We start from the raw sequence: 14359 nt of genomic DNA on the forward strand, positions 1-14359 counted from the left end.
CATATGGGACAGAAGACAAAGATAGACGACATTGACCGCTCGCTCTACGATTTCAGGTATGAGGAGGACGAGGAGGATCTCTTCGACAACGGCATCACACCTGAGATAATAAGCGAGATATCTGACGAGAAAAACGACCCCGACTGGATGAGAGAATTCCGCTTAAGGTCGCTTGAGATATATCAGAAGACCCCTATGGTCAAGTGGGGCGCTTCAATTGAGGAACTCGATGTTGACAACATAGTCACATACATTCGCCCGAAAACGAGAATGAACACCGACTGGGAGGACGTGCCCGAAAACATCAAGGAAACTTTCGAGCGCCTTGGCATACCGCAGGCCGAGCGTGAGAGCCTTGCAGGTGTCGGCGCTCAGTACGACAGCGAGCTTGTCTACCACAATGTCAGGGAGGAGGTCGCACAGTCGGGCGTGGTATACACAGACCTTGAAAGTGCCATGCACGACCCGAAATACGCCGACATCATCAAGAGCCATTTCATGAAGCTCGTTCCCCCGACAGACCACAAGTTCGCAGCGCTGCACGGTGCTGTATGGTCGGGCGGCTCGTTTGTATATGTACCAAAAAATGTACGGTTAGAGATACCGCTGCAATCATATTTCAGGCTCAATGCAAAGGGCGCAGGCCAGTTTGAGCACACGCTCATTATTTTAGAGGAGGGGTCGTATCTGCACTTTATAGAGGGGTGCTCGGCTCCGAAATACTACGAGGCAGGGCTTCACGCAGGCTGCGTCGAGCTGTATGTCGGCAAGGGCGCAAGCTTGCGCTACTCGACAATCGAGAACTGGTCAAAGAATATGTACAACCTCAATACAAAGCGTGCGATCGTCGAGGAGGGCGGCAAGATAGAGTGGGTGTCGGGCAGCTTCGGCTCGCACGTTTCATACCTCTATCCTATGAGTATATTAAACGGCGAGAACGCAAGCGCTGAGTTTACCGGCATAACCTTCGCAGGCGAGGGGCAGGACCTTGACACGGGTGCCAAGATAGTACACAACGCACCCAACACATCAAGCTACATGAACACAAAGTCGCTGAGCAAATCGGGCGGCAAGAGCACTTTCAGAAGTGCCGTGACGGTGAACGAGAGCGCTGTCGGCTCAAAGAGCTCGGTCAACTGCGAATCGCTGATGCTCGACTCGGTATCACGCTCGGACACGGTGCCTGCGATCGTCGTAAAGGCCGATAAATGCGACGTCGGCCACGAGGCAAGGATAGGCCGCATAAGCGACGAGGCTATCTTTTATCTTACATCACGAGGGCTCTCGGAGGAGGACGCAAGGGCGCTCATCGTGCGTGGATTTGCTGACAATGTGTCAAAGGAGCTGCCGCTTGAATATGCCGTTGAGATGAATGATCTCATAGGCCTTGAAATGCACGGCAATTCCGGTCAGGAGGGAAAATAACTTGGAAAATGCAAAACTGAATATCCTGCCGGTGCCGACCTTCGGACAGCTCAGGGTCAACTATGCAGTTAGAGATATAAAAGAATATGAAACGCCGGACAAGCTGCTTGAGCTTGCTGATAACAGCAGGACTGTAGAAGCGGTAACAGCCGGCGGAAGATACGATGTAACGCTTGGCGAGGGCTATACGGCGGCGCTTTTGCAGTATGTGAGAGCTGATAACGGCCTGACACTTGACACAAAGGTGACAGCCGGGAGTGGTGCTGAACTTAAGCTCATTCAGGTGTTTGACAGGGGTGCGCAGACTGTGGCAAGGCTTGAAACTCAGCTTGCTGACGGCGCAGAGCTGGAGCTTGTGCAGCTATACATCGGCGGCAGCGACACGGTAAGCGAGATAGTGACCTCACTTGACGGCAGAAAAAGCCGCTTTGATGCGAAGATAGGCTACGCTTTAAGCGGCAGCGAGCAGCTTGATCTGAACCTTATATCCTCACAGGCAGGGCGCAAGACCGAGAGCAGCATAACCGTAAACGGTGTGCTGAGAGACAGCTCGAAAAAGGTGTTCAAAGGCACTATCGACTTTAAAAACGGCTCGTCAGGCTCGAAGGGCGCAGAGCAGGAAAACGTGCTCATGTTAAGCGAAGATGCCGACAACCGCACTGTGCCTGTTATCCTCTGTGCCGATGAGGACGTCGAGGGCAGCCACGGTGCGACCATAGGCAGGATAGACGATGCGCAGATATTCTATATGCAGTCACGAGGGATACCCGAGGAGAGGATATACGAGCTGACCGCAAGGGCAAGGCTTGCGCAGGTCATAGGACAGATAGATGATGAAGACGCTCAAAAGCGCATATATGATTCACTGAATTGGAGCAATAAAGATGAGTAACAGAGACTACAAAGCGGATTTTCCCGTGTTTGACAAATACAAGGGGCTCGTTTATCTTGACAACGCAGCCACCACGCAAAAGCCGCAGTCGGTGCTCGATGCGAGCCTCGACTACTACCGCTTTGAGAATGCAAATCCTTTAAGGGGCTTGTATGACTTAAGCGTAAAGGCGACAGAAGCCTACGAGAACGCCCGTGAGAGCGTGCGTGAGTTTATCGGGGCAGACAGCACAAGAGAGATAATTTTTACAAGGAACGCATCAGAGAGTTTAAACCTCATAGCTTTCAGCTACGGGCGTGCTAATATAAACGAGGGCGATGAGATACTTGTCACAGTGTCAGAGCATCACTCAAACCTGCTGCCGTGGCAGATACTTGCCAAGGAAAAGGGTGCAAAGCTCAGCTTCTTAGAGTGCGGCGACGACGGAAAGTACACGGCCGATGCGCTCAGAAAAGCGCTCACGCCAAGGACAAAGATATTTGCGATAGCGCAGGTGTCAAACGTCTTCGGGCAGGAAAACCCGATAAAGGAGTTTGCCAAGATAGCCCACGAAAACGGCACAGTGATAGTGTGCGACGGTGCGCAGAGCGTGCCGCACATGGCAGTCGATGTAAAGGACTTAGGGGTAGATTTCCTCGTGTTCTCAGGGCACAAGATGTTAGCGCCTATGGGCATAGGCGTGCTCTTTGGCAGGGAGGAGCTGCTTGAAGCTATGCCGCCCTTCTTATCAGGCGGCGAGATGATAGAGCTCGTGACCCGTGAGTCAGCTACCTACGCACAGCTGCCGCACAAGTTTGAAGCAGGCACGGTAAACGTCGGCGGTGCGGTAGGGCTTAAGGCTGCGATAGATTATTATAACAGCATAGGCTTTGAGGAGACAGAGCGCCGTGAGAACGAGCTGACTTTGCTTGCATTTGAAAAGATGAAGGACATACCCTTCGTTCACATCATAGGCTCGCAGCAGGCGGCCGACCACCACGGCATACTCACATTCACAGTCGAGGGCGTTCACCCGCACGACATAGCGGCAGTGTTTGACGGCGACAACATAGCCATAAGAGCCGGCCACCACTGCGCACAGCCGCTGCACCAGCATCTTAAGGTGCAGTCAACGGCAAGAATGAGCCTTGCTTTCTACAACGACGAGCAGGACATCGAACGCTTTACCGAAACACTTAAAACAGTCAGGAGGAAAATGGGCTATGGCGGATAATATATACAACGACATTCTCATCGACCACAATCTTCACCCGATGCATCTTCACGAGCTTTCCTGTGCGACCTGTTCAAACGCAGGACTAAACCCCACCTGCGGCGACCAGCTGACGCTTAATCTGAAGCTCAGCGACGGGGTCATAGAGGAAGGCTCATTCACAGGTGTCGGCTGTGCGATATCGCAGGCATCTACAGACATAATGCTCGACCTCATCATCGGCAGACCTGTTGATGAAGCAAAGAGGCTCTGCGAGCTGTTTGAGAAGATGATAAGCGGTGAGATATCAGAGGACGAGCTTGACGAGCTCGAAGAAGCGGCGGCGCTGCAGAACATTTCAAAAATGCCTGCAAGGGTGAAATGTGCTCTGCTCGGGTGGAAGACACTCAGAAAGCTGCTTGACGACAACACCTGAAAGGAGAGGACAATGAAGATCTCAACAAGAGTGGAATACGGTCTTATAGCACTAACAGACATAGCTATAAACTGTGAGGACGGCAGCACTGTTTCCTCGGCTGACATTGCACAGCGGCAGAACATCTCGCAAAAATACCTCGAACAGATAATCATGGGGCTGCGGCAGGGCGGCTTTGTAAGAGGTCACAAGGGCTCCCGTGGGGGATATATGCTCTCACGCCCGGCCGGCAAGATCTATCTCTCGGAGATACTCAACGCACTTGATAACAGCATTCTTGCAGACGTGCGTGACGAGGACGACGAGGGCGGCAGCGACATCAGAACATCAGTTGACAGCTGCGTGTGGAACAAGCTAAACGGCTATTTGCGCACCTTCACCGGCAACCTGACCCTTGCCGACCTGATAGTCCAGTGCAAGCGTCCGCCTGATGAGGCTGACAAGGACTATATGTATTATATCTGATAATGATTTAGGCAACACCGCACAAAGACCGCCTTAAGGCACTTATGTCAAACTGAACTGACATAGGTGCCTTTGTTTTTTATTTAGTGGCAGGCTTTATGCTGAGAGTCACAAAGAAAGTGTTGCGATTTGTAAAATGCAGCACGCCGCAAAATATCACAGCCGCCTTACTGCTTCAATGCGGATATCAGAGCCTATGCTTGTCAGCTTCTTGCGAAGAAAGCCCACATACACCTCGACGTGGTTCTCGACGGCGTTTGTGTCATAGCCCCACACCTTTGTGAGCAGCGTTTCCTTTGAGATGTGGTTCCTGCCCGATGTCATGAGCTGGCGCATCACCTCAAACTCCCTCGCTGAAAGGCTTATGCTGTTCTCTCCGTTGACGGCGAGATAAGCCAGTAAAACAAAACGCTCTGCGGAGGTGTTTTTCTCCACAGAGCGTTTATTAGGGCAACACCGCACAAAGACCGCCTGAAGGCTTTGTACGCAACTTACTTGCATCTTTTCCGTCATATTACACATTTTTTTCTTGAAATACGGTAGTATTCCTTCGGAAAATCTGTGCAATCTGACGAAAAAGCTGACTGCGCAATTTGCGCACAATCTTCGTGCGATGTTGCCTTAGTTATCCGTTTTTAAAAGTCCGTCGGCAATGACCTTTTTGAGCACTGCATCAATAGGTCCTGCGACCTCGAATACACGCACGCCTTTTTCTATCAGGTAAGCCGCAGCGCCGGGGCTTATCCGCTCGACAAATATCGCATCGCAGTCGGTCAGCAGCTCGATAATCTTATCAAAGCGTGTGGTATCGTGCCCCAGGCTATGCTGGCAGGCAGCGACCGCATCACGAAGCTCCTTATACTCATAGCCGCTGTCAGTGAGTTCATACACTCTGAAAAACTTTGCGTGCCCGAAGTGCTCGTTTATATCTATGCCGTTTGATGTGGCAATTGCTGCTTTTGACATGGAACTACTCCTCCTTCTTCTTTAATGCATAATTATCTCAGGTAACAGGTAATAGGTAACAGGTAACAGTTGAGGTGCGCCTGACGGCGCTTATGGCCATTCGGCCTGTTGGTCGTGCGACTATAGTTTAATCGTAGGGCTTGCCATTCCGAAGGGTCGAGGTAGCGCTTATGCCGACAAGGTCGGCTCGAAAGCCCCTCGTGTAGCCTATGGGAGCGAGAGAGCCGCCTTGAAGGAAAGCAACCCCTACAATTTAGCTAAAGGGGTAGTCTCTCCTTATCCTACGCTACGGGTAGGGGGGCTTTCGAGCTGTCGCAGACAGCTCATGCGCCACCCCTGCGGCAGCAAGCTGCCGCTTACCCCCTTCGGACTTGCCATTCCGCAGCTCCATATTGCCCGAATGGGCATAATATCGGCGAAGCCGATACCTCAATTCTGCATTCTGCATTATGCATTCTGCATTTATAAAAGAGCTGCCACGGCAGCTCTTTTAGCATCACTTGTATGTCGCAAGGGAAGTGTTGTAGATGTCTTCTATCACTCGCAGGCCGCCGGTGTAGCCGACGTAGTTTGTGGTAAGAACTATCCTGTAGGGGCTCGGGCAGGCGATGGAGAGGAAGTCTGCATCTAATTCCTTTGCAAGCTCCTTGTCCCAGCCGCTGCCGAGGATAAGACCTCTGCCCTTGTGCTCAAGGCCTCTTATAAGATCCTGCATAGCGCCTGCGTCGGGGTCAAAGTATACGGGTATCTCACGCTTGCCGGAAAAGCTCTTGATAGTCTCGGCTATCTTTTCCTGATACTTGTTGGGTATGTTGTCAACAATAAACTGCTCCTTCGGGATAACGCCTGTCTCGTGCAGCAGGAAGCGTGTAAGGCCTGTCACATAGCCTGCATCGTGCAGTATGTGTGCATACTCAGGCAGACCGTAGCGGAATTCGAGCAGGAATGTTGCAAGATTGTCAAGCTCCTCGTAGTAGGCCTTTTCTTCCTCGGCGATGAAAGCTCTTGCTTTCTTTTCATCTATCCCGGCACCCTGCTCCAAGGCGTATGCAAGCACGCCGTTTAAGAATTCAGTAGTTGCATTTGCGCCTATCGGCATATAGCCAAAGCTGTAGTAAGGCTGCTTGTAGCGGCGCTCTAAGTTTTTAACTATCGGCTCGCCGTACCAGGGGGATATGAATACGTTGAAGTTTGCTTTCGGTATCGTCTGCCATTCCTTTACACCGCCCGAGTGGGGGCCAAAGAGAATGTTTGCCTTAAGCCCTAAGCCTTCCAACAGGCGCTTGTATTCTTTGAGATTTCCCTTCCAGAAGGGGTCCTGATAGGGGATAGATGCTATCACGTTTACAAGGTTCTTGTCAGATCTTGCAGGATTGTCGTCCTCAAATCTGCTTACATACTGGTCGATTATTGCATTGACGACAGCCGAGTGGGAAACGTAGTTGTTTGACTTGAAGCCCGATGTCTCAACGTGTACTATCGGCCTGTCTTCCTCGTATAGAAACTCATCTGTGACGCTTGCAACGTCGTCGCCCACGATGCCGGCTGTGCAGCCTGTGACTACGACCTGCAGGTCTGTGTCGAGCACCTTGTAGGTGTTCTTGATTATGTTTCTCAGCCTGTCTGTGCCGCCGAAAACAACTTCCTTTTCGCTGAAATTGGTGCAGGGCGCTGTCTCGCCGCCGGCGTAGCCTGCAGCACGCTCGAAAAAGCCCTTTATCATCACGCCGCAGCCGGGGCCTGAGTGAAGTATCGGCACAGCCCTCGGTATTGCGACTACTGTCTGTAATGCGCCTATTGCACAGGTGTAGCGCTCTTGTTCTATAAGTCCTGCCATTGTATTTATCTCCTTTACTTGCCTAAGAATGTGTAGGGCTCCTGTTCAAGCCACCATTTTGTGTATGGGTTGACAGAATGCTTTGCGAGGTTCTTTACAAACTCGTCGTTTTCGAGTGCTTCTGCTATGCGCTCGCCGTAGTTGACTAACCCTTCGTAGCCCATGCCGAAGTGCTCGTCGCCTATCAGGAGCGAGGGTATGCCGAGCTTTGCTCCCCACAGTGTCATGCCGCCGTGGCGTGCAAGCAGTATGTCGGGCTTGATGCGGTTAAGCACATTCACAAGCTCAAATTCCTGCTTGTTGCAGACGTTGTAGTTGGGCACATCGCCGTAGTCCTCAACTGTATGGCGTAGCGTGTCTGAGCGCTCGTCCTCGTTGTCGTATTTCGGGTCGTGGTGGAAGATAGCTGCACCCTGCGGCTCCATGCCGAGCTCTTTTAGCAGTGCGAGCAGCGAGTGGCCGTGCGATGCACCTGCCGTAACGTATGCAGTCTTGCCCTTTAACTTCTCACGCAGCGCTTCTATCTTCGGCATATATTCTGCCTTCTTGCGAGCAAGGAGGTCTTCTACTTCCTTTTCCTTGCCGAGTATCTGGCCGAGCTCTCTGAACCAGCGGTCGGTCTGTGCTATGCCGTATGGGGGCGAGTTTCTTATCTCCGGCACGCCGAAGCCCTGCTCCAGTGCAGCACCAAGGTAAGAGCCGAGTGTCGAGCACGCCTGAACGGTGAGTGCTGCCTCGCTTGAATAGCTTAAGCTGTCAACTGTTGCAAAGGGTGTGATGTAGTTGGGCTCGTAACCGAGTTCGCCGAACCACTCACGGAAAATATCGCTGCCCCAGAAGTTTATGACGTTTATGATATTTCTTTTCTGTCTTGCAGGCTTGATTATCTTTCTTGCTATGCCGTGGTAGCCTGCATCGAAGCCCGATGTCCACATCTTCGAGCGGAAGCCCTCGCAGAAGACTGCCACAACAGGTATGCCGAGCTCCTTTTCGGCATTGTTGGCAACACTCTCAACATCGTCACCTATGATGCCGGCAGCACAGGTGGTGATAACGAATATAGCCTTTGGCTTTGCACGCTTGAACACCTCACGGATAGCCGCATCGAGCTTTTTGCCGCCGCCGTAGATAGTGTCCTTTTCCTCTAAGTTTGTTGAGAATATCTTTCTCTGTGTCGGGTGTTCGAGCTGTCTCAAATGAGCGTTTACCCTGTATGTGAATGCGAACTCATGCAGGCAGGTCGAGCAGCCCACAGGTCCGTGTGAGATTATTGCTGCGTCCTGGATAAGCGTGAGTGTGCAGGCTGCGTTCGATGTGCCGCAGCCGAGGCACTGGCTGAATGATCTGTTTTTATCCTTTAGCTTTCCGCAGCCCGAGCACTGCGACACGAGCTCCTTTGCCGTACCCTGGAAGCCTGTTATTGAATTAAGACGTATCTCTCGTATCTCGACTTCCGGTATATCTAAGTTTACTTTACTCATAGTTTTACTCCTCTTTTATAATGCAAAATGCATAATGCATAATGCATAATTGTGGTATCGGCTTACGCCGATGTTATGCCCATTCGGGCGGTTGGTCGGACGGTTTCAGTTAAATCGTAGGATATGCACCCGAAGGGGGTGGCGAAGGCGAAGCCGTAGCAGGGGTGGCGCATGAGCTGTCTGCAACAGCTCGAAAGCCCCCCTACCGTAGCGTAAGGATAGGCAAAGCTCTCGCCCTGAGCTGAAATGTCCGGTAGCTTACCTTCAAGGCAGCTCTCTCGCTCTCCGAGGGTACACGAGGGGCTTTCCGGTCGCCCCTCGACCCTTCGGAAATGCATATCCTACGATTTTAACAATACCGTCAGGTCTGCACGCCCGAATGGGCATCTGCGGCTTTGCCGCACCTCAACTGTTACCTGTTACCTGTAACCTGTTACCTGCCCGAAGGGCTTATATCCTGTAGTCGTCCTTAAGGTCGTCCATAAGACCGTATTCAACGAGTATCTCTTCAAGCCTTTCCTGTGTCATCGGCTTGGGGATAACAAACATATCGTTCTGCTCTATCTTCTCGGCAAGCGCTCTGTATTCGTCAGCCTGCTTTGACTGTGGAAAATGCTGGATAACTGTCTTCTTTCTTATCTCTGCACGCTGTACATCGTTGTCACGGGGAACAAAGTGTATCATCTGTGTGCCGAGCTCCTTGGCAAATGCACGCACAAGCTCTGCTTCACGGTCAACGTTTCTTGAATTGCAGATGATGCCGCCGAGTCTTACACCGCCCTGACGTGCGTATCTTGCGATACCCTTTGAGATGTTGTTTGCAGCATACAGAGCCATCATCTCGCCCGATGCTACGATGTATATCTCCTTGGCCTTGCCCTCACGGATAGGCATTGCGAAACCGCCGCAGACAACGTCGCCGAGAACGTCATAGAATACATAGTCAAGCTCCTCAGTGTAAGCGCCGAGCCTTTCAAGAAGACCGATAGAGGTGATGATACCACGTCCTGCACAGCCTACACCCGGTTCAGGGCCGCCTGACTCAACGCACTTGGTGCCCATAAAGCCTTCCTTAAGGATAGCGTCGAGCTCTATCTCGTCCTCGCCCTGGTCACGCAGCGTGTCGAGAACTGTCTTCTGATGCAGGCCGCCGAGCAGAAGCCTTGTCGAGTCTGCCTTTGGGTCACAGCCTACTACCATTACGTTGTTTCCTCTTTCAACAAGACCTGCCGTGAGGTTCTGTGTTGTTGTTGATTTGCCTATACCGCCCTTGCCGTATATAGCTATCTGTCTTAGTTCCTTTGCCATCTTCCTTACCTCTTTCATATGATTTATTTTTGATTTTTGAATTAACCGTGTGAGAATGTGTCCTTGTGCTGTAATCTCGAAAGGTCAATGTATACCTTTTCCGAGAAGTCCTCGCCGCCGGGAATGCCTACTGCATCTGCACGGCACCTCTGGCAGTGCCTGAACACGTCTATGTAGCGTGATGCTTTGAGTATCGCACGTTCGAGCTCCATGCAGTCGGGCTCGGGGCAGTCTTTCAGCTTGTGGTTGGGTATCAGGGGGATAATGTTGTAAATATCAGCCCCTGCCTCTGCGACTGTCCTTGCGACCTCCTCTATGTGGTCTGAATTTATCCCCGGCACGAACACTGTGTTCACCTTAAGCGTTATGCCGGCCTCGCTTATCAGGCGTATGCCCTTAAGCTGCTGCTCAATGAGTATCCTTGCGGCCTCGACACCCGTGTAGTGTCTGCCGTGCCACACTATGCCGTCATTGAGCTGTGCTTCTATCTCAGGGTCTACGGCGTTTACCGTGACTGTGAGCGAATCCACTCCTGCGTCTATCACCTGCTGTGCCTTTTCAGCGAGCAGCAAGCCGTTTGTGCTCATGCACTTTACAAGCTCCGGGAATTCCTTGCCTATGAGCTTGAATGTTTCAAGCGCATGATCACTTGCAAGCGTGTCTCCGGGGCCTGCTATACCTGCGACGTGTATCGACGGGCAAAGCTTAAGAGCTCTGCGTATCGCATCTATCGCTTCCTGCGGCGTGATGACCGTTCTTGTAACACCGGGGCGGAGCTCGTATGTATTAAAGCTCCTCTCGCAGAAGCGGCACTCGATATTACAGGTAGGGCTTATCGGAAGATGTATCCTTCCGTTGCCGCTGCCGGGGCCTTTTGCGTAGCAGGGGTGTTTTGTTGTCAGTTCCTCGTATGAGATAGCCATTTACTAACCTCCCATTCCTTTTCCTCTAAAAGCAGGCAGAGTGCCTGCTCTATCGTCAGGGGTATCTCGTATATCTTTTTATCATTTTCCTGTATATATTTTTTAGCACTGGGGCCTGCACGCTGAGCGACTATCACATCGACATCGTCAAGCTCCTTAAGTATTGCGGCGAATGCATCTGTCTCATGGAAGCCGCCCTTACACGACGGTGTGACCTCACGGTATTCACCGCTTAGCTCATAGTCTTCCTTTTCCTTATCAAGCTGTGCAATATAGAAGCGTCTTGCCGCCCCGAAATGCTCATTTACATTCTCGCCGTCGTTACTGGCGAAAGCTATTTTAAATACCATAGTCGCACCCTCCCTCCTTCAGTTAACAGTTAACAGGTAACAGGTAACAGTTGTGGTGTCGGCTTTCGCCGACGAGATGCCCATTCGGGCGTGTTTGTCTGACGGTTTCAGCTCAATCGCAGGACTTGCCAACTCAAAGTGGGCTGTCTTCGTCGTCTTCTTCCTTGTCGTAAGTGTTGGGATATCCCCGAAGGGGGTGGCGAAGGCGAAGCCGGAGCAGGGGGGCGACCGGAAAGCCCCCCTATCCGTAGCGTAAGGATAGGCAAAGCTCTCGCCGTGAGCTGAAACGTCTGGTTGCTTACCTTCAAGGGCACACTCTCGTCCTCAGGGGTACACGAGGGGCTTTCGAGCCGACCTTGTCGGCTCATGCGCCACCTCGACCCTTCGGTTGCACGCCCTGCGGCTTTAGCAATGCCGTCAGGTCTGCACGGCCGAATGGCCATACCGTGCGCCCTCGGCGCACACCATAACTGTTACCTGTTACCTGTTAACTGTTAACTGAATATCCGCCGCACCGGGGCTATTCACTATTCACTATTCACTGAGCGCAGCGTTTCCGTGTTATCCGAACAGCCCTGTGCTGAAGTATCTGTCGCCACGGTCGGGGAAAACTACGACGATCACGCCTTTTTGTATCTTGCGAGCAAGTTTGAGCGCCGCTGCCATTGCCGCACCTGATGACGAGCCGGCGATGATGCCCTCGTTTCGTGCAAGCTGACCGACTGTGCTGAATGCTTCGTCGTCGTTTATCTTCACCACTTCGTCAACAAGTGTGATGTCCATAGTCTCGGGAATAAAGTCGTTGCCAATGCCCTCGATGTTGTAATCCTTGTGTTCGCCGCCGCCTATCGTCGAGCCCTCGGGGTCTGCAAGCACGCCTTTTACATTGCTGTCATGCTCTTTAAGGTAACGCACGATGCCTGTGTATGTGCCGCCGCTGCCTGCGCCTGCTACAAGGTGTGTCACTCTGCCGCCGATGTCTTCCCATATCTCCCTGCCGGTAGTTTCGTAGTGGGCGAGGGGGTTGCTCTGGTTTTTAAACTGTTCGAGCGATATCGAATCGGGTATCTCTGCTCTGAGCTCGTCTGCCTTTCTCACAGCGCCGAGCATTCCCTCGGAACGGGGAGTGTTTATCACCTGTGCGCCCAAAGCTCTCATAAGCGCCTGCTTTTCGGCGGAGAATTTGGTGGGCACTGTGAATATCACCTTGTAGCCCTTGCCGAGTGCTGCGAAAGCTATGCCAAGGCCTGTGTTGCCGGCGGTGGCTTCTATTATCGTGCTGCCGGGCTTGAGCCTGCCTTCCTTTTCGGCAGCTTCTATCATCTTCTGACCTATCCTGTCCTTTACCGAACCGGAGGGGTTGTACATTTCCAGTTTTGCATATATCTCTACCTCGGGGGGGACCCCCATATTTGTGAGCCGCACGAGCGGCGTATGCCCTATAAGGCCGTGCATATTATCGTATAGCATATTTTTGATCGGCACCCGACAGGGTGCCCACTCCTTTCGATTTGATGCGGTTTTACTTTAGTAAAACCCGATTGCTCCAATCGGGAGCATTAAATCGGGATCATGAAAATCTTTGATTTTCATAATCAAACCTCACTTTTTGCTATTGCGTTGTCAAGATCAGCAAGAATGTCCTCTATGTCCTCTATTCCTATCGAGAGCCTGATAAGACCGTCGGTTATGCCGACCTTTTTTCTTATCTCCCCGGGGATAGATGCGTGTGTCATGCTTGACGGGTGGCATACGAGCGATTCAACGCCGCCTAAGCTCTCAGCCAGTGTGATGAGCTCTAAGCTCTCAAAGAATTTCTCTATGTCATGCCCCTCGGTAAGCTCGAATGATATCATCACGCCGCCGTTTTTAGCCTGCTTTTTGTTCACCTCGTAGCCCTTGTCAGTTTCAAGGCCGGGGTAGTGTACGCTCTTGACTGCCGGGTGTGCCTGCAAATGCTTTGCAGCGGCGAGAGCGTTCTCAACGTGTCGGTCAAGCCTTACGCCGAGCGTCTTTATACCTCTTATAAGCAAGAAGCTGTCAAACGGCGGAAGCACGCCGCCTGTGGAATTCTGTATAAACGCTATCCTGTCTGCAAGCTCTTTGGTCTTTACTGCCGCAAGGCCTGCAACAACGTCGCTGTGGCCGCCGAGGTACTTTGTAGCGCTGTGTACAACGATGTCAGCGCCGAGCTCTAAGGGTCTTTGCAGATATGGTGTCATGAATGTGTTGTCTACTATCACGAGCAGCCCGTGGCTGTGTGCTATCTCTGCTACAGCTCTTATGTCTGTCACCGTCATGAGAGGGTTTGCAGGGCTCTCGATGAGTACTGCTTTTACGTCTGCCGTGATATCCTTCTCAAAGGCCTCGGGGTCTTCCGTATCGGATATAGTGTATGTGATGCCGAAGCTGTCAAAGATGTTGTTTAAAAGCCTGAACGTGCCGCCGTAGACGTTTGACGAGATAAGCACTCTGTCGCCCGACTTAAGCAGACTCAGCACTGCCGTTTCAGCCGCAAGGCCGCTTGCAAAAGCAAAGCCTGCATAGCCGCCTTCGAGGTCTTTTATAAGTGCTTCGAGTGCCTCACGGGTGGGGTTGCCTGTTCTCGAATACTCATAGCCACGCATCTTTCCAAGGCCGTCCTGCTTGAAGGTCGAGGTCTGATATATCGGTATATTCACAGCCCCCGTGCGTTCGTCGATCGGTATCCCAGCGTGGATAAGAGCGGTGTTTATATTTTTATAGCTCATTGTCGTCATTCCTTTCATATTTCTCCTACCGAATTAGTATGTATACATCATACACCATTTTTCCCACACAGTCAACCGCAATCTAAGACAACGTTATCACGCCGCAGTCAAAGGCCTTTACGCGCCCCCGATATACGCCCGATTTTCCGCCAAAAGCATTGACTGTTTTTGAACGCCCGGTTAATTTCCTTGATGTGAAGACAACGTTATCAAAGCATTATCAGGGCTTTTGCGGCGGTTCCCGGCTGTTTAGTGCAGGTCAGGGCGGTGCTGCGTGATAACGATATCTTTTTCAATGCACAATACTCTCAGGTAACAGGTTACAGGTAACAGG

The 14359-nt window shown here is 51.8% G+C and carries 14 protein-coding genes; 5 read left to right on the forward strand and 9 right to left on the reverse strand.

The window, feature by feature from the left end; genetic code table 11:
- The first annotated feature begins 3 nt into the window (after positions 1-3).
- Genes sufB through CD05_RS0103880 form a run of 5 tightly spaced genes read left to right on the forward strand, consistent with a single transcriptional unit; the run spans position 4 to position 4410 of the window.
- Complete coding sequence (gene sufB / locus CD05_RS0103860; protein WP_028509376.1) at positions 4-1425, forward strand: Fe-S cluster assembly protein SufB; 1422 nt, start codon at positions 4-6, stop codon at positions 1423-1425.
- 1 nt (position 1426) lies between these two features.
- Positions 1427-2317, forward strand: a complete 891-nt coding sequence (locus CD05_RS17400; RefSeq protein WP_051588813.1) for a SufD family Fe-S cluster assembly protein — start codon at positions 1427-1429, stop codon at positions 2315-2317.
- A complete protein-coding gene (locus CD05_RS0103870; RefSeq protein ID WP_037322786.1) occupies positions 2310-3530 on the forward strand; it encodes a cysteine desulfurase in 1221 nt (406 codons plus the stop codon). The genes CD05_RS17400 and CD05_RS0103870 overlap by 8 nt, the downstream gene beginning before the upstream one ends.
- On the forward strand, positions 3520-3945 hold the full coding sequence (sufU, locus tag CD05_RS0103875; protein WP_028509378.1) for a Fe-S cluster assembly sulfur transfer protein SufU: 426 nt from the start codon (positions 3520-3522) through the stop codon (positions 3943-3945). The genes CD05_RS0103870 and sufU overlap by 11 nt, the downstream gene beginning before the upstream one ends.
- Positions 3946-3957: 12 nt before the next feature.
- Positions 3958-4410, forward strand: a complete 453-nt coding sequence (locus CD05_RS0103880; RefSeq protein ID WP_028509379.1) for an Rrf2 family transcriptional regulator — start codon at positions 3958-3960, stop codon at positions 4408-4410.
- A gap of 156 nt (positions 4411-4566) precedes the next feature.
- Here the strand turns inward: CD05_RS0103880 and CD05_RS0103885 are convergent, their stop codons facing one another.
- The 9 genes from CD05_RS0103885 to CD05_RS0103930 all read right to left on the reverse strand — a co-directional run bounded on the left by CD05_RS0103885 (position 4567) and on the right by CD05_RS0103930 (position 14025).
- Entirely contained in the window at positions 4567-4872 is a 306-nt protein-coding gene (locus tag CD05_RS0103885; protein WP_242841228.1) for a helix-turn-helix domain-containing protein, read from the reverse strand.
- 159 nt (positions 4873-5031) lie between these two features.
- Positions 5032-5376, reverse strand: a complete 345-nt coding sequence (locus CD05_RS0103890; RefSeq protein WP_028509381.1) for a NifB/NifX family molybdenum-iron cluster-binding protein — start codon at positions 5374-5376, stop codon at positions 5032-5034.
- Between the two features lie 496 nt (positions 5377-5872).
- Positions 5873-7213 carry a nitrogenase component 1 gene (locus tag CD05_RS0103895; RefSeq protein ID WP_028509382.1) on the reverse strand — a complete coding sequence of 447 codons (1341 nt, stop codon included), beginning with the start codon at positions 7211-7213 and terminating at the stop codon, positions 5873-5875.
- A 14-nt stretch (positions 7214-7227) separates the two neighbouring features.
- Positions 7228-8694 (reverse strand): nitrogenase component 1, encoded by a 1467-nt coding sequence (locus CD05_RS0103900; RefSeq protein ID WP_028509383.1) that lies wholly within the window; start codon positions 8692-8694, stop codon positions 7228-7230.
- Positions 8695-9144: 450 nt separating this feature from the next.
- Positions 9145-10020 carry a nitrogenase iron protein gene (gene nifH / locus CD05_RS0103905; protein WP_156947291.1) on the reverse strand — a complete coding sequence of 292 codons (876 nt, stop codon included), beginning with the start codon at positions 10018-10020 and terminating at the stop codon, positions 9145-9147.
- A gap of 23 nt (positions 10021-10043) precedes the next feature.
- Positions 10044-10925 carry a radical SAM protein gene (locus CD05_RS0103910; protein ID WP_028509385.1) on the reverse strand — a complete coding sequence of 294 codons (882 nt, stop codon included), beginning with the start codon at positions 10923-10925 and terminating at the stop codon, positions 10044-10046.
- A complete protein-coding gene (locus CD05_RS0103915; RefSeq protein ID WP_028509386.1) occupies positions 10901-11275 on the reverse strand; it encodes a NifB/NifX family molybdenum-iron cluster-binding protein in 375 nt (124 codons plus the stop codon). Before CD05_RS0103915 ends, CD05_RS0103910 begins: the two co-directional genes overlap by 25 nt.
- A gap of 561 nt (positions 11276-11836) precedes the next feature.
- Positions 11837-12745: a cysteine synthase family protein gene (locus tag CD05_RS0103925; protein WP_028509388.1), complete on the reverse strand. Its 909-nt coding sequence runs from the start codon at positions 12743-12745 to the stop codon at positions 11837-11839.
- Positions 12746-12870: 125 nt separating this feature from the next.
- Positions 12871-14025: a PLP-dependent aspartate aminotransferase family protein gene (locus CD05_RS0103930; RefSeq protein ID WP_028509389.1), complete on the reverse strand. Its 1155-nt coding sequence runs from the start codon at positions 14023-14025 to the stop codon at positions 12871-12873.
- Between the last annotated feature and the right edge of the window lie 334 nt (positions 14026-14359).

Source organism: Ruminococcus sp. NK3A76 (genome assembly GCF_000686125.1).
GTDB lineage: Bacteria > Bacillota > Clostridia > Oscillospirales > Ruminococcaceae > NK3A76.